Source organism: Variovorax sp. J22P240 (assembly GCF_030316855.1).
Classification (GTDB): Bacteria; Pseudomonadota; Gammaproteobacteria; order Burkholderiales; family Burkholderiaceae_C; genus Variovorax.
In genome coordinates, this window is record NZ_JASZYR010000001.1 from 800,046 (window position 1) to 826,020 (window position 25,975).

The window sequence follows — 25,975 nt, forward strand, 5'->3', positions numbered from 1 at the left end:
CGCTAACCCCCGGCATTCTGATATTGCTCGACCTGGCATTGGAAGCTGCCAGGGTGCATGGTGCAGATCGATGACTGTATCGGCGGCCCGCCCGTGCAGCCCGCGATCATCAGCAACAGCACAGCGATCGTGATTCGTTTCATCGATGTTCCTGTGACGCAGGTCATTCGGAAGTTGTGCTTCAACCCCAGGCCAGCACCGGAGATTTGACGCCTGTGCAATGTAGTCATCAAATGCATGCTTGCCTAGTAGCGCTCTGGATAGAGAGAGGTGATGCCATGTCGAAGAAGTCCGGTTGCAGGCGGAAGTGGCGCGGCGCGTCGATGCACGCCGGCATGGTCTTGTGCCTGACGCTCGCGCTGTCGGCGGCCTGGGCGGAGCCCGTCTTCAAATGCGGCAATACCTACACGAACGTCCCGCCAGGCCAGGGCAAGAACGCCCCCAAGGGCTGTGTCCTGGTCGACAACACGCCTCAGCCCAAGGGAAAAGTCGAGTTCATCGCGGTCGATGGGTCGAAGCAGATCACCGTGCCGGTGGGCCAGGACGGGCGCTTCTGGATTCAGGGCTCGGTCAACGGATTTCCGGTCCAGTTCGCGATCGACAAAGGCGCGACCGTCCAGGCGGGCATTGCCGTCACCGAGAACTTCGCTGCCCGGGCCAACCTGATCGGCGGCGCGCCGGCCCGCATCCAGACCGCTGCCGGTGTGGTGGACGGGCGCCGCATCGAGGGCGTTCCGATGACCTTCGGCCCCTTCAAGGTGCCGGTGTCCACAGTGCTCGTCGGTCCGGTCGGGCGCAAGTCGACAGATGCCGTGCTCGGCCAAGAATTGCTTTCGCTCTTCGACATCACCGCGAACGACCGAGAGATGACGATCGCCAGCAAATAGCGTGTCGATGCAATTGCACCAGAGGGCAATTGCGCCCCACATCGGTAGCTCGTATGGTCTGGAGAGGCCGCTCTTCGTGGCGACTGTCAACTCGAAGGGGCTTCGATGAACTTCATGTCCGGACCCTTGGCCTTGCGGCTGGCCGCGGCTGCAACGTCTATCGCACTGATTTCCTGCGCTCAGCAGCCTGCAGCGCCTGCGGCTTCAGGGGCTGCAGGCAAACCGGCGCAAGCTGTGAGCCCTACGCCAGGTCAGCGGGCTGCTGCGTCGCCTGCGGCGACAGTGGATCCGGGCGTTCTTCAATCGCTCGATCGCATGGGGGCGTTCCTGCGAACCCTGAAGAGCTTCGAAGTCACACTGAGTTCGACCACCGACGCCGTGCTCGACAACGACCAACTCGCACAGGTCGGCCGGTCGTCCCGACTGAAAGTACGCCGGCCCAATGGCATTCATGCCGACATGGCCGACGATGGCGGCGACCGCAAGCTGCTGGTCTACAACGGCAGGACCGCGACCCTTTTCGATCCGCAGACCAAGTACTACGCGACAGTGCAGGCACCGCCCACCTTGAGGGAGGTCGCCAACCTCCTCAATGATCGCTACGGCATCGAACTGCCGGCCGCGGACCTCTTCGCGTGGGGCACGGACAAGGTCGACACTTCCGGCATCAGGTCCGCGGACTTCCTCGGCGTCACGCAGGTCGATGGCGTCCTGACTGATCATTTCGCGCTGCGGCAGGACGGCTTCGACTGGCAGATCTGGATCGAGCAAGGGCGCACTCCGGTACCGCGCAAGCTGCTGATCACCACGACCTCGGACCCCGCAAAGCCGCAGCATTCGGTCCTGATGCGCTGGAACCTCGCGCCCAAGTTTGCCGCGGGCATCTTCGATTTCAAGCCGCCGGCGGGCAGCCAACGTATCGTGATCCAGAAGGTCGACGGCACGCTCGACACCCCCGGCAAGTAGACCATCGCGAGGAGCCACCATGACCCGGCACGTATTCACAGGCAGCGCTTCATCGATCGTCGTCGGCTGCGTCCTGGGCACGGCCGTCGTGTGCGGCGGCCTGGGCTTCGTCAAGGACGCCCAGGCGGATCGGCAGGTGCGCGGCGGCGCGCGCACATCCGTCAATCACAACGTCAACGCGAACCGCAACGTCAGCACGAACACGAACGTCAACCGCAATGCAAACATCAATCGCAACACGAACGTGAACGTCAACCAGAACGTCAACGTCAATGTCGCCGGCGGCCGATACGACGACCACTACCACCCGGTTGCCACGGCGGCTGCGGTGACGGCCGGTGTGGCAATTACCGCCGCCGCCGTGGGTTCGATCGTGCGCAGCCTGCCGCCGTCATGCACGGCGGCGGTGGTCAACGGCATCACCTACCAGAACTGTGGCGGCGCGTGGTACCAGCCGCAGTACGCGGGGTCGCAAGTGACCTACGTGGTGGTCAATCCGCCGGGCTGATCTCGGCCACGATGCGGCTTGCTGCGATCTGATCGCCGGTGGCGACATGCAGGGCCGTCACCTTCCCTGCGACGGGGGCCGAGTGGACGTGCTCCATCTTCATGGCCTCCAGAGTGAAGATCGGCTGCCCGGCTTGCACGGTGTCGCCGATCCCGACCATGACCGCGACCACCCGCCCGTTCATCGACGCGCGCAGCTTGCCATCGCCAGCCGCTTCGCCTTGGCGGACCGATGCCGAGCGCGTCGTGTCCTCCACCCGCACGGGCAGGCCGCGGTAGTGCAGCCACAGCGTCGGTCCGTCGCGGTGAAAGGCTGCTTTCTCCTGCACGCCGTCGCAGACGAGGCGCACGGAGACTGCATCCAGCTCGACAAGGTCGATCGCGAAGCTTTCCTCGGCAATGCTCACGTTGAAGGAGCGATCCCGCGTGACCCCGATGCTGGCATTCAGCGCTCGGCCGCCGATGTCGAAGCGCAGCGAGATCGGCAGGGTGTGCGTCAATCGGCGGACCAACGGCCTGGGACGGCGATCGCCGCCCGTCTCGTACAGAAGCACCGCCGCGAGGGCCGCCGCGCGACCTTGCACGGCGCTGTCCGTCGCAAGCAGCGCTTGCTGGTGCTGCGCAATGAAGGCCGTGGTGGCGCCACCTTCGGCGAAGACCGGCTCTTCCAGACAACGTTGCAGAAAAGCCTGGTTGGTCGTTACGCCCAGCGCCACCGTGTCTTGCAAGCCCGCCGTGAGCTTCCGGCGCGCCTCGTCGCGCGTGCGGCCGTGGCTGATGAACTTGGCGATCATCGAATCGTAGAAAGGCGGAATTTCGGCGCCTGACGCCAGTGCATCTTCCACTCGCAGTCCGGCGGGCGTCTTCCACAATGCCATGGTTCCGCTCTGCGGCACGAAGCCCTCGTTGGCGTTTTCTGCGCAAAGCCGCACTTCGATGGCATGGCCGTTGAACTGCACATGCTCCTGCGTCAGTGGCAATGGCTCGCCTGCGGCGATGCGCAATTGCAGCTCGACGAGGTCCAGCCCGGTGATCGCCTCGGTCACCGGATGCTCGACCTGCAGCCGCGTGTTCATCTCCATGAAAAAGAAGTTGCCCTCCCTGTCGAGCAGGAATTCGAGCGTGCCCGCGCCTTCGTAGCGGATGGCCCGGACCGCAGCGACGGCGGTCGCGCCCATGCGGGCACGCAGGTCCGCGCTCACCGCCGGCGAAGGTGCCTCCTCGATGAGCTTCTGGTGACGGCGCTGCACCGAGCAATCGCGCTCGCCGAGATGAATCGCATGGCCGTAGCGGTCGGCAAAGACCTGGACCTCGATGTGGCGCGGCTCCACGATGGCACGTTCGAGGATCACTTCCGGGTCGCCGAAAGCGCTCTGCGCTTCGGAGCGCGCGCTGCGCAGCAGTTCGGCAAACTCGGCGGCCGAAGGCACCAGCCGCATGCCGCGCCCTCCTCCACCCGCGGTCGCCTTGATCATCACGGGGAAGCCAATGCGCTCGGCCTCGGCGGCCAGCCGCTCTTCGCCCTGGTCGTCGCCCTGATAGCCGGCGATGCAGGGCACGCCCGCTGCTTGCATGAGCGCCTTGGCGCCGGCCTTGTGGCCCATCGCGGCGATGGCCTCGGGCGAAGGGCCGATGAAGACCAGGCCGGCCTCCCTGCAAGCCTGAGCGAATTCGCCGTTCTCGGCCAGGAAGCCGTAGCCTGGATGCACCGCGTCGGCGCCAGTGAGCCTGGCGGCCTCGATGAGCCCCGGGATGCGCAGGTACGACTGTGCCGGCAACGGCGCGCCGATGCAGACGGCCTGGTCGGCTTCCTGCACGTGGCGCGCGCCGGCATCGGCCGTCGAATACACCGCCACCGTGCGGTAGCCAAGGGCGCGTGCGCTGCGGATGATCCGCATCGCGATCTCGCCGCGATTGGCGATCAGGATCTTGCGGAAAGGCGTGAGAACGGGTGACGAGACGGTCATGAAGCGTGTCCGGAAGATGTTCAGGGGCGTGCGACCGAGAACTGCATGGCTTGAGGCTGTCGCAACTCCGCTTCCCGGCAGATCGCCAGCACCTTGGCGAGCACGGCCCGCGTGTCCCGCGGATCGATGACACCGTCGTCCAGCACGCGCGCGCTGGTGGTGAACACGCTCATCTGGCTGTCGAAGCGGTCGATGATGCGGCGCTCCAGCTCGTCGAGCTTGGCCTGGTCGACCTCGCCTTTTCGTCTCATGGCAGCTTCGGTCACGATGGCCATCGTCTTCGCGGCCTGTTCGCCGCCCATCACGGCCGTCTTGGCGTTGGGCCACGAGAAGCAGAAGCGCGGATGGAAGCCGCGTCCGCACATGCCGTAGTTGCCCGCGCCGAAGGACGCGCCGCAATAGATCGTGATCTGCGGCACCGTTGCATTGGTCACGGCCTGGATCATCTTGGAGCCGTGCTTGATGATGCCGGCCTCCTCGTAGTCCTTGCCGACGATGTAGCCCGTCGTATTGTTGAGGTAGAGGATCGGCGTCTTCGACTGGCAGCAGGCCTGGATGAAATGGGTCGCCTTGGTGGCGCCCGCCGGATCGATGGGGCCGTTGTTGGTGACGACGCCGACCGGCAGGCCTTCGATCTTGAAGTGGCCGACCACGGTGGCACTGCCGTAGTTCTCGCCGAACTCCAGGAACTCCGAGTCGTCGGCGATACGGGCAATCACCTCTTTCATGTTCACCGGGCGCTTGGGGTCCATCGGCATGATGCCGAGCAACTCTTCGGCGTCGTAGCGTGGAGGCTTGAACTTGCCGGCGCGTTCCGGCGGCATGTCGCGATGCCAGTCGATGTGGGCGAGGATCTCCCGCGCGATGCGGATGGCGTCGCGATCGTCTTCCGCCAGGTAGTCGCCCAGGCCGGAGATCGAGGTGTGCATCACCGCGCCGCCCAGCTCTTCCTCGGTCGCGATCTCGCCGGTGGCGGCCTTGAGCAGCGGCGGTCCCGCGAGAAAGGCGCGCGAGCGGTCCCGCACCATCACGATGTAGTCCGACAGGCCCGTCTGGTAAGCGCCGCCAGCCGTGGAGGACCCGTGCGTGACAGTGATCACCGGCAAGCCAGCTGCCGACATGCGTGCGAGATTCCGGAACAGGCTGCCGCCGGTCACGAACTCCTCGACCTTGTAGGTCATGAGGTTGGCGCCCGCGCTTTCGACCAACTGCACGTAGGGCAGCTTGTTCTCGAGCGCCAGTTCCTGAACGCGCAACTGTTTGGGGATGCCCATCGGCTGCAGCGCGCCGGCGTCGATGCCCGAATCCGAAGCGTTCACCATGACGCGCACGCCCGACACCCAACCGATGCCGCTGATGACGCCTCCGCCCGGAACGCTTTTCTCCAGGTCGGGGTTGTCCAGGCCCAGCCCGGCCAGCGAGCAGATCGGCAGAAAAGGCGTGCCGGGGTCGAGCAACAGCGACAGGCGCTCGCGCGGCAGCAATTGGCCGCGCTTCTCGAAGCGCTCGCGCGACTTGGCCGAAGTGGCGGCGCTGCGTTCTTCGTAGCCGCGCACGCGCTCGATCAGGGCCAGCATGCCCTCGCGATTCGCCTGGAAGGTGTCGCCGGCGGCGGAGATGTTCGATTCGATGGTTGCCATGTGCCTTTGCCTGCCTTCCTATACGCCCAGTTGCCGGGCGGCGAGGTCCTTCATCACCTCTTCGGACCCGCCGCCGATCATCATCACCTTCACTTCGCGGTAGATGCGCTCGCTCTGCGTGCCGCGCATGTAGCCCATGCCACCCAGCAACTGCACCGCCTGGTCGGCGCAGAACTGCATCGCCTGCGTGGCCTGGACCTTCGCCAGGCACACGCGCGCCACCAGTCGGGCCGGGTCGTCGAGCTGGTGCTGGATGCGGTAGGTCAGGTCGTAGACGAGAGTGCGCGCCGCGTCAATGCGAAGGGTCATGTCCATGAGCTTGTGCCGCACGACCTGCCGCTCCGACAGCGGCGCGCCGAAGGAGATGCGTTGACGCGTCCAGTCGACCGACTCCTTCAGGCAGACCTCGGCCATTCCGCATGCGAGCGCCGACATGAAGAGCCGCTCGGAATTGAAGTTGTTCATGAAGGTCTTGAACCCGTGGTTCTCCTCGCCGACGAGATGGGTGACGGGGACGCGGCAGTTGTCGAAGCGAAGGTGCGCGGTGTCGGAACTCCACCAGCCCATCTTCTTGAGCGGTGTGCGCGTCAGTCCCGGCGTGTCGCCGTCGATGACCAGCACCGAAATGCCGCCTGCGCCTTTGCTGGCAGGGTCGGTCCGGACGGCCGTCGTGATGAAGTCGGCACGGATGCCCGAGGTGATGAAGGTCTTCTCGCCGTTCACGACGTAGTGGTCGCCGTCTCGGATCGCGGTGGTCCGAAGGCTGGCCACATCGGAGCCGCCCGAAGGCTCGGTCACGGCCAGCGCGGCGATCTTCTGCCCCGCGAGCACTGGCGGGAGCACGCGGCGTTTGAGCGTCTCGCTGCCGGCGACAAGGATGGGCGGCAGCGCAATGCTGTGCGAGTTGAGAGACGCCTGCACGCCGCCGCAGCCGCAGCGGGCGAACTCTTCGGCCACCACGATTTGATAGAACAGGTCCGCCGGCGTACCGCCGTACTCCTCGGGATAGTTCAGGCCCAGCACGCCCATCTCGGCCGCGCGTTGGTACAGCGAGCGCGGGAAGGTCTCGGCCTCGTCCCACTCGTTCACGAAGGGCGTGATTTCGCGGGCGATGAACTCGCGCAGGCTGGCACGGAACTGCTCGTGATCGGGACTGAAATAGAAAGGCAGCGGCGGCGCGTCCAGGAATTCCATGGGTGACTCCTCATGGCTCTGGAGACTAGCTACCGCACTCCTCGCGGTCTTGCGCGGAGTGGCTACGGCGTAGCGACTTGGCACAAGCCTTTCAGGGTGCATCCCGATAAGCTGAACGCATCCCTACAGCCAGGAAATACCCATGACCAGCCGCCGCCCTCCAGCCGCACAGAAGATTGTTCGCATCGGCGGCGCCTCGGGCTTCTGGGGCGACAGCATGGTGGCCGCGCCGCAACTGGTGAAGCTGGGCCGTCTCGACTACCTGGTGTTCGACTTCCTGGCCGAGACGACCATGTCCATCCTCGCGGCGGCGCGGGCCAAGAGACCCGAGATGGGCTACGCGACGGACTTCGTCGACATCGCGATGAAGTCCGTGCTCGGCGAGGTCAAGCGCCAGGGCATCAAGGTGGTCAGCAATGCGGGCGGCATCAACCCCCACGGGTGCGCCGATGCGCTGCGGGCGCTGGCGGAGGCCGAGGGCATCTCGCTGCGCATCGCCGTCGTCGAAGGCGATGAAGTCAGCGCACAGATGCCCGCGCTGCGCGAGCGTGGCGTGACGGACATGTACACCGGCGAGCAACTGCCTGAGAAGGTATTGAGCGCCAATGCCTACCTCGGCGCGCTGCCTACAGCGGCCGCGCTGGCGGCGGGCGCCGACGTGGTGATCACTGGCCGCTGCGTCGACAGTGCCGTCACCCTCGGCCCGCTGATGCACGAGTTCGGCTGGACCAGCGACGACTTCGACCTGCTGGCCTCTGGCAGCCTCGCGGGCCACATCATCGAATGCGGATGCCAGGCGACCGGCGGCCTGCACACCGATTGGGAGGACATCCCCGACTGGGCGAACATGGGCTACCCGATCGTGGAGTGCCATGCCGACGGCAGCTTCGTCGTCACCAAGCCCGAAGGCACGGGCGGCAAGGTGATCCGCGCCGCGGTGGCCGAGCAGATGCTGTACGAGATCGGCGACCCCGCGGCTTACATGCTGCCCGACGTGACCTGCGACTTCCGCCATGTGGTCATTGAGCAGCAGGCCGAGAACCGCGTGCGCGTCAGCGCCGCGAAGGGCCGGGAGCCCTCCCCGACCTACAAGGTTTCGGCGACCGAACTCGATGGCTTTCGCTGCGCCGGCAGCCTGGTGATCATCGGCATCGACGCCGAGAAGAAGGCGCGGCGCACAGCCGAAGCGATCATCGAGCGCACCGGCCGCATCCTGCGCGAGAGCGGCCAGCCGCCCTTCACTTCCACCTGCATCGAGGTGATCGGGTCGGAGTCGCTGTACGGCCCGCACGCGCGGACACGCGGCGTGCGCGAGGTCACGATGCGCGTCGTGGCGAACCATCCGCAGAAGGCGGCGCTCGCCATGTTCGCGCGCGAGATCGCTCCGGCGGGCACCTCCTGGGCACCCGGAACGACCGGTCCCGGTGGCGGGCGGCCGGCGGTGTCGCCATTGATCAAGCCTTTCTCCTTCCTGCTCGACAAGGAGGCAGTGCCGGTGGCATTCGTGCTCGATGGCGAGCGCCATCCGGTGACCGTGCCTCGGTTTGCAGAAGATGCGGAAGCTCCGGCCATCGAGCTTCCCGCTGTCTATCGGAACCCCGACGAACCACAGGAGGATGTGCGCCTGATCCAGCTCGCCTGGGCGCGCAGCGGCGACAAGGGCGATCTCTCCAACATCGGCCTGGTTGCCCGTCGCCCCGAATGGCTGCCCGTACTGTGGGACCGCGTGAGCCAGCAAGCGGTGCGCGACTACCTCTCGCACCTCGTCCATGGGCCGGTCGAGCGCTTCTACCTGCCGGGCACCGCCTCGATGAACCTCGTGCTGCACGATGCGCTCGACGGCGGCGGCCCTTCGTCGATGCGCATGGATCCGCTCGGCAAGGGCATGGCGCAGATGCTGCTCGATATGACGATCTCCGTGCCGGCGTCTGTTGCAGTGCAATGCGCGACCGCGAAACCTACGGGTCAGCACGCTCGACAGGCCCAGGGGCCAGTCCTATAGTCGGGCTCCTCTTGGGCCGCAGCCAGCCCGCAGGAGATGCCGCAGCAGGCCCGCGATGCAAGAGTGATCGACAGTGCAAATCCACAACGAAGGAGACGCGCAATGAAGAAGTCGGTTCTCATGGTTGTCGGCGCCACCCTGGTCGCTCTTTTCGCCGCCGCTCCGGTGCTGGCGCAAAAGAAGACACTCGCCGTCGTCGTGAAAGGGTTGGACAACCCTTTCTTCACTGTGCTCGGTGACGGGTGCGCTCTCTGGAACAAGGAAAACGCCAGTTCCGAGTACACCTGCCTCTACACCGGCCCGGCATCCAGCGCCGACGAGGCAGGCGAAGTGCAGATCGTCGAGGACCTGATCAACAAGGGCGTTGCCGGCATCGCCATCTCGCCGTCCAACGCGCCGGCCATGGCCACGATGCTCAAGGCCAAGAACCCGAAGATGCCGATCATGACGATCGACGCCGATCTCGCCACCGCCGACCGCGCACTGCGCAAGACCTATCTCGGCACCAACAACTACGACATGGGCGTGCTCATGGCGAAGCACCTGAAGGAACTCAACGCCAAGGGCGGCACGGTCTGCATGCAGCTCGGCAACGTGGCGGCAGACAACATCAACGCACGCGCCGCGGGCTTCCGCGACACCATCAGCGGCAAGAAGGGCATCGACCGGCTCAAGGGTGAAGGCGGATGGACCGAGATCGCGGGCTGCCCGCTCTTCACCAACGACCAGATCGACCTCGCCAATCAGCAGATGGCGGATGTGTTCACCAAGAACCCGAAGCTGAACGCGTTCATCCTGGTCGGCGGTTGGGCGCAGTTCGGGCCGCAGGCCTACGCGCAGGTGACCGACCAGGTCATGCCGAAGCTCAAGTCCAAGGAGCTGATCATCATCGCGGGCGACACGCTGCCGCCGCAACTGGATGCGCTGAAAGCCGGCCGCAGCCATGTGCAGGTCGGACAGCGGCCCTTCGAGATGGGCCGCCGCGCGCCGGCCGTGCTGATCGACCTGATCACCGGCAAGAAGGTGAACGATCCGCTTTACACGGGCCTCGACGAGTGCGTCCCGACAAACCTGGACAAGTGCCCGGCCAAGTAACGCCCATGGCCGTCCTGGAGCTCTCAGGGGTCTCCAAGCATTTCGGCGCCATCCAGGCGCTGACCGATGTGTCCCTGTCGCTCGGGGCCGGCGAGGTCGTCGGCCTGATGGGCGACAACGGGGCGGGCAAGTCGACGCTGGTCAAGATCGTGGCGGGCAACTACCCGCCGAGCCAGGGCGAGGTGACGATGGAGGGCCGCAAGGTCGCCTTCCACAAACCCGCCGACGCGCGTGAGGAAGGCATCGAGATCGTCTACCAGGACCTCGCGCTGTGCGACAACCTCACGGCCGCTGAGAACGTGTATCTCGGCCGCGAGTTGACGCGCGGCATCGGCCCTATCAGGGTGCTGGACTACCGCGCGATGTTCCAGCGCGCCGGGGAGTTGTTCGCCGAACTCAAGTCGGAGACGCGGCCGCGCGACCTCGTGCGGCGCATGTCCGGAGGACAGCGCCAGGCCGTCGCGATCGCGCGGACGCGGCTGGCGGACCCTCGCATCGTGTTGATGGACGAGCCCACCGCCGCCATCAGCGTGCGCCAGATCGCCGAAGTGCTGAACCTGATCCGGCGGCTGCGGGACCACGGCATTGCGGTCGTGCTGATCAGCCATCGCATGCCGGACGTCTTCGCCGTCGCTGACCGGATCGTCGTGCTGCGCCGCGGCGTGAAGGTGGCCGACAAGCCCATCGCGCAGAGTTCGCCGGAAGAGGTCACGGGCCTCATCACCGGCGCCATCGGGACCGCGTGATGAGCCTCCCCGGCGAATTCGATGCGGCGACAAGCCTCCAGGATTCGATAGGCCGGCGGACACACCGCACCTGGCTGGGCTGGCTCGTCAGCCAGCAGACCTTCTGGGTGTCGGTGGCCGCAGTCGTGGCCTTCGTCGTGCTGTCGCTGGCGAGCGATGTCTTCGCGACACAGCAGAACCTCTTCAACGTGACGCGCAATTTCGCTTTCGTCGCGATCATCGCGATCGGCATGACGGCGGTCATCATCACAGGCGGCATCGACCTTTCGGTCGGCGCGGTGCTCGTGCTCTCGGGCATGGTGATCGGCATGACCATGAACGCGGGCACCTCGATCTGGGTGGCGATCCCGCTGGCGCTCGGCGCCTCGCTGCTGGTCGGCGCGTTCAACGGCGTGATGATCGCGTACGTCGGTGTGCCGCCCTTCGTTGTCACCCTGGGCATGCTGTCGATCACGCGCAGCCTGGCCATGGTGTTGTCCAACAACCGGATGGTCTATCAGTTCGGCCCCGACCAGCCGCAGTTGCTGGCACTGGGCGGTGGCTTCGTCAATCTCGACCTGCCTTTCGTCGATGTGATCCGGGTGCCCAGTCCCGTGCTGTTCCTGATCGTGTTGCTGGTCATCGCCAGCTTTCTGTTCCGCTGGACGCGCTGGGGCCGGTACCTGTATGCCATCGGCGGCAACGAACGCGCGGCGATCATGACCGGCGTGCCCGTCAAGTTCGTCAAAGTCAGCGTCTACATGTTCTGCAGCCTGTGCGCAGGCGTCACCGGCATTCTGGAGGTCGGCTGGCTCGGCACCGTCACCACCAGCCTCGGCCAGGGAATGGAACTGTCGGTGATCGCGGCATCGGTCATCGGCGGCACGAATCTCACGGGTGGCATCGGTACCGCGTTCGGCGCAGTGGTCGGAGCGGCGCTGATCGAGGTCATCCGCAACAGCCTGATCCTGCTGGGCATAAGCACCTTCTGGCAAGGCACCTTCGTCGGCAGCTTCATCATCGTCGCGGTGCTCTTCGACCGGCTGCGTGCGCGCGGCGCGAACGACTGAACGGCACCGCACTGCCCTTCCGTCATACCCCGTTTGTGGAATGACGATTCGCGGAGGATTTCTGCACGATGGGCAGTGCCCCGACGAGCGTCGCCCTGCGTCGCGCCGAGGCTGGAGAGAGACGTATGGACATCCTGATGCTCAAAGGAAGCAGCGGCGCGGACGTCGACAAGCTGCGCACGGCGCTTGCAGCAACACTCGGCAGCGAAGCGGCCGGATTCCCCTCGCTCGGCAAGCCGGGCACTCCGATCGACGAGGACTTCGACGCGGCGATCAAGCGATGGCAGGCAGGCATCGGCGTCATCGCGGATGGCGTGGTCGGGCCGCGATGCCAGATGCTGCTGGACCTGATTCCCGACGTCGAAGCCAGCCTTTCGCTCCCGCTGACGGTGGGCAAGGTGAGCCAGGTGTTCCCGGCCACCAAGCCCGCGAACATTGCGCGCTACCTGCCCTACATCAGTTCGGCACTGGGCGTGGCGCACCTCACCGACCCCGCCATGATTCTCGGTGCGCTGGGCACCATCCGCGCGGAGACCGAAGGCTTCGTGCCGATATCGGAGTTCCAGTCCAAGTTCAACACCGCGCCCGGCGGCCCGCCCTACGGTCTCTACGATCTGCGCAAGGACATCGGCAACGGCGCGCCGGGGGACGGCGCGAAGTACAAGGGCCGCGGCTTCGTCCAGCTGACGGGCAAGGCCAACTACGTCAAGTACGGGAAGGACGTCGGTCTACAGCTCGCGGCCATACCGGACATGGCCAATGCGCCTGAGATCGCAGCGGTGCTGCTCGCCCTCTTTCTCCAGGACAAGGCCACGGCGTTCCGCGCCGCGATCGCGAAGGACGACTACAAGGCTGCCCGCAGGCTGGTCAATGGCGGCTCGCACGGCCTGGACAGCTTCCGGGACGTGTTCCTCCGCGCCAAGGCCGTCTGGAAGGACGAGCTGACCATCGCCGCCGCCGGCAGCATCCCCGCGGGCAGGCCGGGCGTTGCCGCCCGGCGCGCCGTGGCGAGCGCCACCCGATCGATTGCATCTCGCTCGGCCCGTCCGCGCAGCAGCAAGGACTCGTTGACCCGCAAGGATGCCGCCGACATCCGGGACCGCCTGTACCTGCCGCCGGCAGTCAGCCTGCCGGACGTCTACCCGCCCATCGAACAGTTCCACTACCTGCCGAGCTACACCAGGGCCAACCTGATCCTCGCCCAGGGCCGTGAGGGGGCGTGCACCGGCTTCGGGCTCACCTGCGTGATCAACTACATGCGCTGGATCAAGGAACGCACGCCCCCGGACATGACCTCGGTCAGTCCGCGGATGCTCTACACCCTCGCGCGGCGCCACGACGAGTACGAAGGCGAGAACTACGAAGGCTCGACCTGCCGCGGCGCGATCAAGGGCTGGTTCAATCACGGCGTCTGCCTGGAATCCGATTGGCCCTACACAGCGGGCAAGGCCACGGCGCCGAAGTATGGTTTCGCCAAGCGAGCCGCGAACATCACACTGGGGGTCTACTACCGGATCGACACCAGCTCGATCACGGACCTGCAGGCCGCGATCTCGCAGCATGGCGCCATCTTCGCGTCGGCCTACACGCACGACGGCTGGGACACCGTCCCCACGTTCGATGCTCCGTCGGATCACTCCAAAGTGCCGGTCATCGAGTTCGACGGCCGGAAGTCGGAATCGGGCGGCCACGCCTTCGCCTTCGTCGGCTACAACGAGCACGGCTTCATCCTCCAGAACTCCTGGGGCACGAGCTTTGGTGCGGGCGGCTTCGCCGTGCTGGGTTATCTCGACTGGCTGGCCAATGCGATGGATGCGTGGGTCGTGTCGCTCGGTGTTCCGCGCGTCATCGCCGGCCAGCTGGCGGCCGCGGGATCGAGCGGCGTGGATGTCGGACGCTCCGGTGCGGACAGGAGCAAGTGGTGGGACACCAGCCTCGCCTACCAGCACAGCGTCGTTCTCGGCAACGACGGCCGCGTGAGCCGGTACCTCACCGAGGACGAGCAGCCGAGAAAGCTCCAGCAGCAGGCCTACGTGCTGCCCGACGCATGGTTTCGCCAGCAAGGGGGCCAGCGCAAGCGCCTGGTCCTGTATGCGCACGGCGGCCTCAACAATGAAGCGACGGCCATCAAGCGCGCGAGCGCCATGGGACGCTACTTCATCGGGAACGGCTGCTATCCGATCTTTCTCGTGTGGAAGACCGGCCTGCTGGAGTCGTTGACCGACATCATCACGGACATGTTCCGCAAGCAGCCTGCCGTGGCCGGCGCGCCGGGCTGGGTCACGGATGCGAGCGATCTCGCCATCGAGAAGACCATCGCCCGGCCCGGAGCGAAGCCGATCTGGAGCGAGATGAAGGAGAACGCCGAACTCGCCTTCGTGGAACGGCGCGGCGGGGATCTCCTGCTGGACGCGCTATCGAACCTCGCCGGCACATGGGGCAGCGACTTCGAACTGCACGTCGCCGGCCATTCGGCCGGTTCCATCGCCATCGGCCACATGCTCAAGGCACTGGCTCTGCGGAGAGACAGTGGAAGGGACCAGGGTCTCTGGAGCAGGCTCACTTCGCTGAGCCTGTTCGCGCCGGCATGCAGCGTGGACTTCGCCAACCGCACTTATGCGAAGAACCAGGAAGTGATGCAGCGGCTCCACCTGGACATCCTCGCGGACAAGGTCGAGCGTGACGACAATGTGGCTGCGATCTATCGCAAGTCACTGCTCTACATGGTCTCGAACGCACTGGAGGCCGACGTGCATGCGCCCATCCTCGGCCTGGACCGGGTCACGGATGCGAACGATACGGGTTGGGATGGAACCTCGGACACGGGCGATGCGCTCAAGGCCTGGCGACAGGCGGCCGAGGACAGCGCCCTCGCCGACCGGACCACGAAGGTGACGGCCTCACAGGTCAAGGCGGCGATCGATGTCAACGGCAAGCCGGTAATGATCCCCGCCGCGCACGGAAGCTTCGACAACGACATCGACGTGATGAGCCGCACCGTGCTGCGCATCACGGGGGACGCGAAGCTCGCCATGCCCATCGACGATCTGCGCGGCTTCTAGGTCGCTCAGGAATGGAGCGGCGGCAGGGTTCCCCGTGCGCCGCAGTTTTCTCTGGCGGTCGTGACTTCCTACCTTGGGAGTCCGATCCGCTCCGCGATCCAATACGGACCGCATGAACCCGATTTCACAGCGAATGAAGCCAGCCTTGAGCCTCGTCGTCGAAGAACCCATCGCCGGGCACTACTACTGGATGATCGTTCTGACGGGAGGGTGGCTTCGCCTCTCCCCCACCCTCATCGATTCCGCGTCCGGGCCGCTGCCTTCGTACCAGGCGGCGCAGGAGGCTGGGCGTCAGGTGCTGGGCGCCATCAAGGCGACGGATGATCGCCCCATTCCGAGTGGCTTCGGCGGCGCCTGGGACATCATGACGATGCCCGGCGCACTGGTCTGAGGCTTCAGCCTTTCAGGTCCTCGAGCGTCTTTCCGCTGGCCAAGGCCTCTTTCATCCAGCGCGGCTGAGGCCCGCGGCCAGTCCACGAGTGTCCGCTGCCATCGCGATAGAGCACGGACGACGGGCGGCGCTTGAACTTGCGAGTCTTGGCCTTCTTGGCCGGCGCGGCCGGAGTGCCGCTCATGAATTCGTCGAGCGATCGGCCCGAGGCCAATGCATCGCGAAGCCAATGCGGACGTGGCCCGCGACCCGACCAAGCATTGCCATCGCCATCGCTGTATTTGGCGCCCTTGACTGTGGCTGCATTCTTCGTCGCGGACTTCCGGACGGCGGCAGGCGCAGCGCCAAAACCGAGTTGGTGCGCGGTCAATCCGTAGTGATCGATCGCCACCTTGATGCGCGAGATCACGCCTGAGACCTCTTTCTCGCGAAGGGCATCGGCCTGTCGCTGCAGCGTCGCGATCTTCTTCTGAAGTTGTGAATAAGTTTGGGTCATAAGTCGTCTTTGTCTAATCAATCAAGAGGCGTAGCTTAATCCCAACGGTCATGACGCCTCCAGAAGAGTCCTTTTCCCTCTTTGAAACATCTGTTTTTCTGTGGGAACAATGCTATTTTTTTTGCCTTCAAACTCCCGCGAACGTGACAAACGCCGCGACATGTCCATCTGGTCGAACAGCACTGCCACTTCATGCGAGCTCTGGCATGCGAGGATCAAAAGCTCAAAGCAACTCGATAAGTTTGGCAAAGACGACATGAGCATTTATGTGATCGACGACCATCCACTCATGCGAGACGCAGTCTCCATGGTGCTACGCAGGGTGCGCCCCGCGGCCAACATCGTCGAATTGGACCGACTGTCCCGATTGGACGACGCCGTCGTCAAGCACGGTGCGCCCGACCTGGTCTGCCTGGACCTGAATCTGCCGGACACCACCGGCTGCTCCGGTGTAATTGCCGTGAAGCAGTGCTTCTCGGGTGTCCCGCTCGCCGTCTATTCGGCCTCTCCGGCGGCTGACATGGAGGCGCAATGTCTCGCGCACGGTGCGGATATCTATATCGACAAGGCCAGTGGCGCCACGCAACTGACGTCATCGCTGCGAGCGCTGCTCGTCGATCCGGTCGACAACGACGCAGACTGCGATGAAGCGCTCGCCTCAGGAGATCCAATGACGAAGCGCCAGCGCCAGTTGGTGCAACTGCTCAATGAAGGACTGGGCAATCGCGAGATGGCCCAGCGTCTGGAGATCAGCGAAGACACGGTCAAGGTGCACATGTGGCGGCTGTACAAGCGCATCGGCGTCAGCAGTCGGACGCAGGCCCTGCACTACGCGAGGACGAAAGGATTACTAGGCCAGCAGGCCGATCAGTTCTCCAACGGCTCCGGGATCTGAGCAGACAGAACGCCCACCGATCAGCGAATCGTCGAAAGGCGCCCGAAGGCCGTGCCCGCGCCCATCGTGCTGGTGCATTCCTTGACCAGGGCGGCGGATTGCGTGACCTGATCGGTCATCCGCTCATTCAGTGGCCGCCAGCCGCGGTACAGGGGAACCACAAGGAACCAACCCGTTGCCCCCACGGCCAATGCGGCGCCAATGCAGACCCAGTGCATGAATTCCATTCCTCGACCTCTTCGTGTTGCGGTGGCCCTCAGTCTGCACGTTCACCCGTCCTTTGGGCATCCGCCGTTTGGCGCATCCTGAGCAGTTGCTCACGCTCTGAACCGGTCAGATATCACGATTTGCGTCGATCTCTGCGCTCGGCTTCCTGTCGATACGCGGACTCATTCGCACGTGCACGATGCCGCGCGGGTACAGAAGCCCGCGGCGTTGGACGCCGTACTGGTTCCGGCCTTGCAGGAAGGCCGCGCTTTCGCTGGACAAGCAATGTCGCATCCCAGGCAGCCGCCAGATACCGGTGCAGCGCAAAAGTTGCCGGACTGCGGGGGCTGCATTGCGGTCGAAAGCGGTTGCCCGCAACCGCACAACAACGCCGCGACAATCAAAATCAACGCTTTCATTGGACAGTTCCTTGTGTGGCCGATGGCCGATGTGTGAAATTCGTCTTCTCATCGTCGAATCTATCTTCAAGCCAGGCAGGGCGTGCAATTCGCACCGACTACAGTCTCGTTGGAAGAAAAAGTCTTCAACTCGTGTGCGCGCAAGTCAGCCATGAGGCCAGCCTCACACGCCATTCATGACCTTCAAGAAACTGCGGATCACCGGGCCGGCAGCCAGCGTCTATGAGTTGGGCCAGCCCATGTGGGTTTACGACGGAAGCGTGCTCCTCGGGACGCTCGACCCCGTGCCATTGCTCAACATGGGCACGGAGATCCACGTCGAGGCCTTCACGCCCACCCGTGTCGTCCGTGACGAACGCCGCCACGTCGGCCGGCTGATTTTCCTGGAGATCTGCGCCTTCATTGCCGAGCACTTTCACCAGATCCAGGCGATCAGCTTCGTTTTCACGCGGCAGGTCGACGTCCTGGGCGGCGGGGCGGAGCAGGCCACGTCGCGCGCTGAAACGGTGGACCGCATCGGCGCGGTCAATGTCCAGATCGCACCGAAGGCGGACGCCTTACCGGGCCACTTCGTCGTCTCGGGCGTCTGGGTCTACAGCGAGCGCAACCTCGAAACCCTCAAGATCGTGCTCGAAGAGCAGCGAGCGCTCTACCGCGCCACACCGATCGAAGCCGGCGCAAGAGACAAGCCCGGGCTCCGCGCAGCCCTCGCGCGCCTGATCGGCCGACGCAGCGATCCATAGCCGACGCTGCCGCGAAGGCACCGGTTCCCTTGTGAGTCACCCCGCACGCTCCTATGATGCGTCGATTGACCTCGCCAAGGTCGGGAGAACACCATGCTGCCCATCGAGTCGGACGTCTCACTTTCGCGTCGCATCGCATTGCAACTCGGCCTGGGCCTGGGCGCAGGCATGTTGCCTGGCATGGGAGCGGCGCAAGGCGCATGGCCCACCCGGGCGGTGACGCTGGTGGTCGGCTACCCACCCGGCGGGCAGACTGACTTCGCGGGCCGCATCCTCACGGCGGGCATGCAGACCAGTCTGGGCCAGGGTGTGGTGATCGACAACAAGCCGGGTGCCAACGGCAACATCGCCACCGACTTCATCATGAAAGCGCCGCCCGACGGCTACAAGCTGCTCGTGGGCAATGGCAGCAACATGGTGCTCAACCCGCACACCTATCGCAACACGGCCATGGCCGACCCGCTGAAGCTCGTGCCCATCGGGCTGCTGCTGACTTCGTCGCTGATGCTGGTCGTACCGTCGAGCCTCCCAGTCAAGGATCTGACCGAATTCATCGCCTGGGTCAAGGCACAGGACAAGGCGGGCACCGGCATCGACTATGCATCGGGCGGACCCGGCAGCCTCGTGCAGACCGCCATGGAGCTCTTCCGCGAGCGCATCGGCAAGCCCAAGATGAACCACGTCCCTTACAAGGGCAGCAGCCCGGCGATGACCGATCTGATCGCCGGGCGAGTCAACGCCATGTTCGACGCCTCGTCGGTGGTTGCCCCATTCCTCAAGTCCGGCCAGCTCAAGGCCTTGATGTCCACGGGCGCCAAGCGGGTGCCTGCGTTCCCGGATGTGCCGACTGCCACGGAGAAAGGCATCAAGGACTTCCAGATCATCTCCTTCATCGGGCTGTACGGTCCGCCCGGACTGAGCGCAGACATCGTCAAGAAAGTCAACACGGCGATGAACAGCGCGCTCAAGGATCCGAACGTGCAGAAGACCATCGCCGAGCGCGGCGACGATGCCGGCGGAGGCACGCCCGAGCAGTTGGGCGAGCTGACCCGCCACTACTACAAGCTGCTGGGCGAAGTCGTCCGGGCCAATGACATTCGCGCCGAGTGAGGCCTGCACCTCTGCCCACGAGAAGCCCAGAGACATTGAAGTGCCCCACTATTGGTTGATGAAATCCGAGCCCGACGACTGCTCGATCGACGATGCACTGGCCGCATCCGACGCAACGGTGCCATGGACCGGCGTGCGCAGCTTCCAGGCGCGCAACTTCATGCGTGATGGGATGCACGTCGGCGACGGCGTGCTGTTCTATCACTCGAGTTGCCCCCAGCCGGGGATCGTGGGAATCGCCCGCGTGGCATCCGGCACGCGGCCGGACCCGACGCAATTCGATCCGGGTTCGCCCTACTACGATTCGACTTCGCGGCGTGAAGCGCCGAAATGGCTGCTGCTGGATGTGCAGGCCCTGCGCAAGACCCGCCTGCTCGGCCTGCCCGAAATGCGCGCGACGCCAGAGTTGGCCGACATGATCGTGCTGCGCAGGGGCAACCGACTGTCCATCACCCCGGTCGACGAAGTGCACTGGCACCTGATCACCGACAGGATGCTGGCCTGATGGACGCTGTCAGCGTCTGAACAGGCGGTAGATCCGGTCGTAGAAATCGGAGGGAAAGGTCCAGTAGCGCGCACCGCCGGGCGACCTCTGTTCGTCGAGCCCGCGGCGCAGCGGCGGAGCGCTGAGTAGGAACTGCGCAAGCATGTCGCCGCTGACCCAGGGATCGTCGTACCAGAACGCGTGCGAACTCACCGGCAGGTTGGGAATGTCGTTGGGGTCCACGCGGATGAGGTCGAAGCGCAGTTTCTGCGATGCCTCCACCAGGAAGTTCGTCTGCTCGGCGCTCAGTTCGGTGAGGTTGGGCCGGCCGGCACGCGAAGCGCGGCCGACGATGGCGGCAAAGCGCAGCACCGAATCATTGAGGTTGGCCGCAATGCTGACGCGATCGATGATGTGGATGTACGCGCCCAGTTCGTTCACGAAGCGCCGCGTGTCGATGTCTGGCGCCGCGAAGTAGATCTGGCCCAGACGCAGGCGGGCCTGCAACGCTTCGTGCGATTCGCCTGGCCGTGGCGTCGCCAGACGTGCCAGCGCCGGGCTCAGCACCTGCGCGCCCGCGCTGTAGGCCAGCACGTCGATCCTCGATGCCTTGGTGTTCTCGGCCAGGAGCTCGACCAGCCGCGCAAAGGGTTCGACCGTCCGCGCGGCGTTGCTGACGTCCGTGAGGTAGCGAAGAATCGATCCCGCGGAAGGCCACATGAAGACCAGCACCACCATCCGACGCCCCGTGAAATGCCGGAACTGCGCCGCCTGCGCGGCCGCGCGCGGAACGGTGTTGTTGGACCCATGCACATAGATGAGCAATTCGCTGTTCGAGCTCGCCTCCAGGGCCTTGTTCACGAGAGCGAAGAAGGCCTGTGCCTCGGGTGAATCCTTCACCTCCTGCTTGGCCTTGAGCACGGCCATCTGCTCGAGACTCTCCAGATGGACGATGGGCCTCTCCGCGGGATCGTTGCTGGTGGAGAGCCGGTGAAGCGTCTCCCAGTCGAGCGTCTCGTCACCGACCCGGACATGTGCCACACCCATCCGCAGATCGTCCGTGGGCACGATCGTGTGCAGGGGCTCGGGCTCCTCGATCAACACCAGCCGGTTGGTGGCGTACAGCACGGGGACGTCGGTGGTCTTCAGCTTGGGACCGATCTTCTCGAAAGGATCGACATCGCCGTTGCTGAAGCTGACCGGCGTCGGCATGAGCCGCACATGCGAATCGCAACCGGACAGCAGACTCAGCGTCAGCAAAGCGACAACAGCCACGACAGCCTTGCCCAGGCCGGATTCGAGAGCGGATTTCATTGGCATTCTTGAACACATGGATGGACGCCACGATAGCGTTGTTTGAAGCGCTCATCATCGCCGCGGCTCGTGGCTAAGATGGCAGCCCATCAGGACGAACGAAGGATTCGACGTGAAGGCCAAGCCAACACTGACGCTGATCATGCTCGCAGCGCTCGCCATTCCGGTGGCCGCCGCGGAGTTCGAAGGGCCGACATGGCAACTCACCGATCTTCGCGGGCTCGACGCGGGCACCCTCCCCTCAGGGCCCAAGTCGGTCACGGCGCATTTGGAGCGCGGTCGAATCAGTGGCTTCTCGGGCTGCAATCGGTACTTCGGTTCGTATGCCGTCAAGCAGGATCGCCTCGTCATCGGCTCCTTGGCGGGTTCCATGATGGCGTGCGACCCATCTTCGATGGCAGTGGAAAACGCCGTCAAGCACGCGCTGGCCGGCACCTTTCGACCCGTCGTGGCCGACGGCCGTCTCAGCCTGAAGGCGGAGAGCGGAGAGACGATCCTGTCGTTCAAGGCCGAGCCCACGCCCACGCTGGAGGGCCTGAGCTCGACCATCACCGGATTCAACAACGGTCGCCAGGCCGTCGTGAGCGCGATGCCCGGCACGACGCTCAACCTATCTTTCAAGGGAGGGCTCGTGAAGGGCTTCGCCGGCTGCAACACCTTCCGCGCTACATACAAGGTCGACGGCAACCAGATCGCTGTCGGCCCCGTGGCCACCACGCGCCGGATGTGCGCCGGCGAAGGCGTGATGCAACAGGAGCGGGAGTTCCTCTCGGCGTTGAAGTCGACGAGCAAGTGGGCCTTCAGCGGCGCCCTCCTCGACATGCATCGTCCCGATGGCGAACGTACGTTGACGGGCACCCGCGAAAGTACGCCCAACTAGTCCGACCTCACACCGCCGAGCGGATGCGGGCAGCGCATCACCATGTGTACTTGGCGCCCAGCCGGATGGTCGTGGCGCTGTAGTCCTGGCTGCCCCACTGGTAGCCCAGGTTGCCCCAGCCGGTCCAACCACGACCCAGGTCGGCATTGACACCCACCTTCGCCTCGTAGCGATTCTTGGGGTACAGGTCCCCCAGAACCACCTGGTTGAATGCCAGAGCGCCATCCACGCTGTCGTGCCACCAGTTCAGTGTGAGGTACGGCTGCCACTTGCGGCCGTCCTCTCGCGTCCAGGTGCGGTATGTGCGCAGTCCCAGGCGCGAGATCCAACCGCTCTGGTTGCCGCCGTCGACGACGCGTGTGCCGTTGGTCTCGAGGACGTCGTCTTCGCTGTAGTGAAGGTAGATCAGCTGCGCCTGCGGCTCGATGATCCAGTCGCTGTCCTGGCGGATCTTCATCGCGTAGCCCCCTTCGCCTGACACGGTCAGCACCTTCGAGTCGTAGCGCACTTCGGGCAGCAAGTCGCCGTTCACCGTGTTCTTGAACCAGCCGTAGCTGCCCCATACATCGACGTAGGCGCCGAGCCTGCTCTCGTCGTTCTGGTACCAGGTGCCGTAGGCACCCAGATTCCAGCCGTCCGCCTTGCCACGCGATTGCGCCGTGTTGCCGGCCGCGGTCGCATCGCTGCGCGCCTCGCCGTAGCCGAGCATGCCGCCCAGCTGGAGGCGGCCGCGCTCGCCGCCCACGTTCCAACGCGCAAGCTCGCCGCCGCCCTGGATCAGGCTGGTGTCGGTGTCGGCGGTGAAATTGCCGTCCCGGCTGGTGGTGTCGGCGGTTCTGCCGACGACCCGCAGCCATCCGGAGCGGCGCTTGTCGTCTTGATTGTCGAAGCTCTGGGTCTCGATCCATTGGGGCTCGCCCAGGCGGTCGTGCAGACTGTGAACGAACATGTCGGCCGCCTGACGCTGGTTGGCAAGATAGGCGCCGACTTCGGGACGGTACAGGGGCGCCTTGCCGATCGGCGGGGGCGGAGGCGCCGCACCGGGCGGCGGTGGAGGCGCCACACCCGGCGGGGGCGGTGCCACACCGGGCGGCGGCGGAGGCGCCACACCCGGCGGGGGCGGAGGCGCCACCTCGGGCGGGGGCGCAGGCACCACGATCTCGCGCTCCGAGCGCAGGTACCAGGCTTGCGCATTGGAGGCATCGGCACTGCCACGAAAGAGTCGGTATTCGTAGGGGCCTTCGACCACGCGGCCGCTGAGGGCGAATGCCCCCGGGGCGGTGGTGCCACCGTTGACCGTATCGATCAGCTGGATGCCGTTGCCGAGCGTCACGGCACCGGGGCCCCCCGCATTGGCGATGCGAAGCCCTGTCAGGCCCGTCGCCGTGCCGCCGTTGATGATCAGCCGATCCGACGGCGAACCATCTCCTCCCAGGAAGGTGTTCAGACCGATCGTGCCGCCGCTGCCCGAGTAGTTGACCGCGGTCAGCGTCTTGAAGGTCGATCCCGCACCCGGAATTCCGGGCGGCGGGCTGAACATGATCTGGCCGGCATTGTTCGTGAGGCTGGTCACATTCGAGTTGCCCGTCAGCGTCCACAACGAGCCATTGGTGAAGGTCACATTGCTGACGCTGTTCGCAGCTGTGATGGCCGCCCCCTGCACGGTGGAGGGGTCCACGGTCAGGTTCAAGGTGGTCAGATTGCCGCTGACATTGAGCCACCGCCCGTCGTTGACGGTCGCGACCGAGTTGTCGAACGTCATGTTGGTCACGCCACCGGTGGCGGAGATCGATGCACCCTGCGGGCTTGTGAGCGTCACATTGGAAAGTGCAGCCGTGTTCACAGTCGTCGCAGCGCCGGCGGATGTCAGAAAGCCGGTGCTGCCGGTGCCAGTAGCGGTCAGCTGGCTGCCGTTCAGGGTGAGCGTCGCGCCTTGGGCGACTTGCGCGCCGGGGGCGGTGGCACCGCTCGTCACCACCGCCAGGTTGTTGCCCGTGAGCGCTGAATTGAGGCCGGTCGCGATAACGCCGGATTGGACGTCCCCGAGGTTTCGATCCTGCCTCCGGTCATGGAACCTTGTGCCCCACTCTGTACCCTGACGCCACCCTCGGTTCCGCCCCCGCTCATGACGTCGATGTTGGTTGCGCTCAGCGTGGTGCCTACGTCTGTTACGTAAATACCCGTAGCAGAAGAACTCCGAACGGTCGCCTGGTCCAGTGTGACCGTAGCGCCAGCATGCGCAAAAATCCCGTGGGAACCACCCGCGCCGTTCGTCACTACCGAGATTCGGTTCCCGACGAGGGTTCCACCATTGGCCTGAATCCCGATACCGGCGGTACCGCCTGCGGTGATCGAGCTGTCGGAAATGTCGACGATTCCCCGATTGCTAAAAATGCCGTTGCCGCCCGCAGTGTTGATCGTCACCCTCTGGAGGGTCGCTCGATCCCCCGCGACTTCAAGATGAACCCCCCGTGCATTGCTGCCGGTGGCCGTGATGGATGTATCGATGAGGTTGACCGTCGCGACGGCGCCGTTGTTGATGTTGACGACGTTGGAGCCTGATCCCGTCGTCAGGAGCGACGCATGATTGAACGTGGCCGTCGCTCCGGAAATATTGAGCAGCACGGCATACGTAGTGGCTCCTACGGTGGAAATCGAAATGGGGGAAATCGAAGTTCCGTTCAACTGAGCTATGGCAGCAGCATTGGAAAGCCGCACGCCATAGCCGGTGCCCGTCGTGTTGATGGTGACACCCGGGTTGACAATCATCGATCCCGGTCCCGATAGAAAGAGGCCGGAGGCCCCTGCACCAAGGCCCGATGTCGTGATGGTGATCGGCCCTGGCGCTGGCCCGGCCGCCGGATCGATCACCAATGTGCCACCACCGACTTGAGCGCCGGCACCGGTCGCCGTTGACACGTTGGTGCCGCCGACGATCGTGGTCGTGCCGGTATTGACGATCACCGTGCTGGCTAGATTCCCCGGTCCGACAGTCTGGGCACGCGCGGATTCGAGGCCAATCCCAACGAGAGCGAGCGCCGTCCCGGTCATTGCCGTTGCACCCATCAGCGACCTGACGCCGCATGCGGTCAGAACTGGGAGATGCTGCCGTGTGAGGAGTGCGGGAACCCTGCGGGTCGACTCGGACTTCAAGTGAGAGCCGGTGTTCGTGGTTGATTTCCTGCCGTGCCTGGCCATCTCGGATACGACAGCCCAAACCTGCTGCGAATCATTCCAGACAATGCTGAATACGCGATTCATGGTTCACCCCCTCTAACTCTTCTCAGACCAACCTGCGCGCCAGGATCCGTCCAACGAGGCCGTTCTCGCAAGGTGAGAGCGCATCGGGTGTCTACTACGATCGGTTTTCGGCTCGCTGTCAACCCTGTTGAATTGAGTTGCAACTTCACGAAGCCCATGCGCTTTGAGCTCCGGCAGTTGGCATTCGATCCGGGGGCCGATCGCCGTCGGGGCTACCTACTCAGAGCTTCCCGCGTCGGCTGTGCGGGACATCCGGCCTTGTCGGCTCGTGATGGGGATCGCGATCGAGGTCGAGGTCGGGCGGAAAGCCGGGCACAGTGGGCACGCGCTGGGCCTCGACGCGGCTGAACTCCTGGTCGCCCTCGACGAACCGCATCTCGTGGTTGCCGAGCTGGATGATGTCGCCGTCAACGAGCGCCTGGCTTTCGACGCGGTCGCCATTCACGAATGTGCCGTTTCGGCTACCCAGGTCCGTGATGGTCGTGAACGCAGCCTCGACGGTGATGACCGCATGCTGGCGACTCGCCTGGGCGGACTCGATCACGATGTTGTTGTGCGCGCCCCGCCCCAGCGTGTTGTCGTGCTGATTGAGAGTGACCTGGCTGGTCTCTCCCGCGGCCGTCGTCGTGATCAGGTGGGGCATGCCGTATCGCTCTCAGT

Annotated in this window: 25 protein-coding genes; 15 read left to right on the top strand and 10 right to left on the bottom strand. The window is 64.9% G+C overall.

The window, feature by feature from the left end; genetic code table 11:
- The first annotated feature begins 57 nt into the window (after positions 1-57).
- The 4 genes from QTI24_RS03860 to QTI24_RS03875 all read left to right on the top strand — a co-directional run bounded on the left by QTI24_RS03860 (position 58) and on the right by QTI24_RS03875 (position 2,361).
- On the top strand, positions 58-210 hold the full coding sequence (locus QTI24_RS03860; RefSeq protein WP_286598439.1) for a hypothetical protein: 153 nt from the start codon (positions 58-60) through the stop codon (positions 208-210).
- Between the two features lie 68 nt (positions 211-278).
- Positions 279-887, top strand: a complete 609-nt coding sequence (locus QTI24_RS03865; RefSeq protein ID WP_286598440.1) for a retropepsin-like aspartic protease family protein — start codon at positions 279-281, stop codon at positions 885-887.
- Positions 888-992: 105 nt separating this feature from the next.
- Complete coding sequence (locus tag QTI24_RS03870) at positions 993-1,853, top strand: DUF2092 domain-containing protein (protein ID WP_286598441.1); 861 nt, start codon at positions 993-995, stop codon at positions 1,851-1,853.
- Positions 1,854-1,872: 19 nt separating this feature from the next.
- Complete coding sequence (locus QTI24_RS03875; RefSeq protein ID WP_286598442.1) at positions 1,873-2,361, top strand: hypothetical protein; 489 nt, start codon at positions 1,873-1,875, stop codon at positions 2,359-2,361.
- On the opposite strand, the gene QTI24_RS03880 is transcribed toward QTI24_RS03875, so the two are convergent.
- The 3 genes from QTI24_RS03880 to QTI24_RS03890 are packed head-to-tail and all read right to left on the bottom strand — an operon-like array spanning position 2,345 to position 7,161.
- On the bottom strand, positions 2,345-4,327 hold the full coding sequence (locus QTI24_RS03880; protein WP_286598443.1) for an acetyl-CoA carboxylase biotin carboxylase subunit: 1,983 nt from the start codon (positions 4,325-4,327) through the stop codon (positions 2,345-2,347). The two genes, QTI24_RS03875 and QTI24_RS03880, sit on opposite strands and share 17 nt — an antisense overlap.
- Before the next feature lie 20 nt (positions 4,328-4,347).
- Entirely contained in the window at positions 4,348-5,967 is a 1,620-nt protein-coding gene (locus QTI24_RS03885; protein ID WP_286598444.1) for an acyl-CoA carboxylase subunit beta, read from the bottom strand.
- An 18-nt stretch (positions 5,968-5,985) separates the two neighbouring features.
- Positions 5,986-7,161 (bottom strand): acyl-CoA dehydrogenase family protein, encoded by a 1,176-nt coding sequence (locus tag QTI24_RS03890; RefSeq protein ID WP_286598445.1) that lies wholly within the window; start codon positions 7,159-7,161, stop codon positions 5,986-5,988.
- A gap of 142 nt (positions 7,162-7,303) precedes the next feature.
- Here QTI24_RS03890 and QTI24_RS03895 point away from each other — a divergent pair, with 142 nt between their 5' ends.
- The 6 genes from QTI24_RS03895 (at position 7,304) to QTI24_RS03920 (ending at position 15,506) form a co-directional block, all read left to right on the top strand.
- Positions 7,304-9,163: an acyclic terpene utilization AtuA family protein gene (locus QTI24_RS03895; protein WP_286598446.1), complete on the top strand. Its 1,860-nt coding sequence runs from the start codon at positions 7,304-7,306 to the stop codon at positions 9,161-9,163.
- 102 nt (positions 9,164-9,265) lie between these two features.
- Positions 9,266-10,258 carry a substrate-binding domain-containing protein gene (locus QTI24_RS03900; protein WP_286598447.1) on the top strand — a complete coding sequence of 331 codons (993 nt, stop codon included), beginning with the start codon at positions 9,266-9,268 and terminating at the stop codon, positions 10,256-10,258.
- Between the two features lie 5 nt (positions 10,259-10,263).
- Positions 10,264-11,004, top strand: a complete 741-nt coding sequence (locus QTI24_RS03905) for an ATP-binding cassette domain-containing protein (protein WP_286598448.1) — start codon at positions 10,264-10,266, stop codon at positions 11,002-11,004.
- Positions 11,004-12,053: an ABC transporter permease gene (locus QTI24_RS03910; protein ID WP_286598450.1), complete on the top strand. Its 1,050-nt coding sequence runs from the start codon at positions 11,004-11,006 to the stop codon at positions 12,051-12,053. The genes QTI24_RS03905 and QTI24_RS03910 overlap by 1 nt, the downstream gene beginning before the upstream one ends.
- 125 nt (positions 12,054-12,178) lie before the next feature.
- The gene (locus QTI24_RS03915; RefSeq protein ID WP_286598451.1) at positions 12,179-15,115 is read left to right on the top strand and encodes a C1 family peptidase; all 2,937 of its coding nucleotides are present in this window, start codon (positions 12,179-12,181) and stop codon (positions 15,113-15,115) included.
- 145 nt (positions 15,116-15,260) lie between these two features.
- On the top strand, positions 15,261-15,506 hold the full coding sequence (locus tag QTI24_RS03920; protein WP_286598452.1) for a hypothetical protein: 246 nt from the start codon (positions 15,261-15,263) through the stop codon (positions 15,504-15,506).
- Positions 15,507-15,510: 4 nt separating this feature from the next.
- Here the strand turns inward: QTI24_RS03920 and QTI24_RS03925 are convergent, their stop codons facing one another.
- Positions 15,511-16,002, bottom strand: a complete 492-nt coding sequence (locus tag QTI24_RS03925) for an H-NS family nucleoid-associated regulatory protein (RefSeq protein ID WP_286598454.1) — start codon at positions 16,000-16,002, stop codon at positions 15,511-15,513.
- Positions 16,003-16,162: 160 nt separating this feature from the next.
- Here QTI24_RS03925 and QTI24_RS03930 point away from each other — a divergent pair, with 160 nt between their 5' ends.
- On the top strand, positions 16,163-16,897 hold the full coding sequence (locus QTI24_RS03930) for a response regulator transcription factor (protein WP_336621880.1): 735 nt from the start codon (positions 16,163-16,165) through the stop codon (positions 16,895-16,897).
- Positions 16,898-16,917: 20 nt separating this feature from the next.
- On the opposite strand, the gene QTI24_RS03935 is transcribed toward QTI24_RS03930, so the two are convergent.
- Together QTI24_RS03935 and QTI24_RS03940 are read right to left on the bottom strand one after the other, a co-directional pair.
- Positions 16,918-17,124, bottom strand: a complete 207-nt coding sequence (locus tag QTI24_RS03935; RefSeq protein WP_286598455.1) for a hypothetical protein — start codon at positions 17,122-17,124, stop codon at positions 16,918-16,920.
- Between the two features lie 106 nt (positions 17,125-17,230).
- Positions 17,231-17,575: a hypothetical protein gene (locus tag QTI24_RS03940; protein ID WP_286598456.1), complete on the bottom strand. Its 345-nt coding sequence runs from the start codon at positions 17,573-17,575 to the stop codon at positions 17,231-17,233.
- 124 nt (positions 17,576-17,699) lie between these two features.
- On the opposite strand from QTI24_RS03940, the gene QTI24_RS03945 reads away from it, so the two are divergent.
- From QTI24_RS03945 to QTI24_RS03955, 3 genes are all read left to right on the top strand, one after another.
- Complete coding sequence (locus QTI24_RS03945; RefSeq protein WP_286598457.1) at positions 17,700-18,266, top strand: hypothetical protein; 567 nt, start codon at positions 17,700-17,702, stop codon at positions 18,264-18,266.
- Between the two features lie 93 nt (positions 18,267-18,359).
- A complete protein-coding gene (locus QTI24_RS03950) occupies positions 18,360-19,376 on the top strand; it encodes a Bug family tripartite tricarboxylate transporter substrate binding protein (protein WP_286598459.1) in 1,017 nt (338 codons plus the stop codon).
- 40 nt (positions 19,377-19,416) lie between these two features.
- A complete protein-coding gene (locus QTI24_RS03955) occupies positions 19,417-19,881 on the top strand; it encodes an EVE domain-containing protein (protein ID WP_286615688.1) in 465 nt (154 codons plus the stop codon).
- 9 nt (positions 19,882-19,890) lie between these two features.
- On the opposite strand, the gene QTI24_RS03960 is transcribed toward QTI24_RS03955, so the two are convergent.
- A complete protein-coding gene (locus QTI24_RS03960) occupies positions 19,891-21,174 on the bottom strand; it encodes an alpha/beta hydrolase (RefSeq protein ID WP_286598463.1) in 1,284 nt (427 codons plus the stop codon).
- A 112-nt stretch (positions 21,175-21,286) separates the two neighbouring features.
- On the opposite strand from QTI24_RS03960, the gene QTI24_RS03965 reads away from it, so the two are divergent.
- Positions 21,287-22,054 carry an META domain-containing protein gene (locus QTI24_RS03965; RefSeq protein ID WP_286598464.1) on the top strand — a complete coding sequence of 256 codons (768 nt, stop codon included), beginning with the start codon at positions 21,287-21,289 and terminating at the stop codon, positions 22,052-22,054.
- A 37-nt stretch (positions 22,055-22,091) separates the two neighbouring features.
- Here QTI24_RS03965 and QTI24_RS03970 read toward each other — a convergent pair whose 3' ends face one another.
- The 3 genes from QTI24_RS03970 to QTI24_RS03980 all read right to left on the bottom strand — a co-directional run bounded on the left by QTI24_RS03970 (position 22,092) and on the right by QTI24_RS03980 (position 25,958).
- Positions 22,092-24,029 carry an autotransporter family protein gene (locus tag QTI24_RS03970; protein WP_286598465.1) on the bottom strand — a complete coding sequence of 646 codons (1,938 nt, stop codon included), beginning with the start codon at positions 24,027-24,029 and terminating at the stop codon, positions 22,092-22,094.
- On the bottom strand, positions 24,026-25,315 hold the full coding sequence (locus QTI24_RS03975; protein WP_286598466.1) for an ESPR-type extended signal peptide-containing protein: 1,290 nt from the start codon (positions 25,313-25,315) through the stop codon (positions 24,026-24,028). The genes QTI24_RS03970 and QTI24_RS03975 overlap by 4 nt, the downstream gene beginning before the upstream one ends.
- A gap of 220 nt (positions 25,316-25,535) precedes the next feature.
- Entirely contained in the window at positions 25,536-25,958 is a 423-nt protein-coding gene (locus QTI24_RS03980; protein ID WP_286598468.1) for an FHA domain-containing protein, read from the bottom strand.
- Positions 25,959-25,975 lie beyond the last annotated feature (17 nt).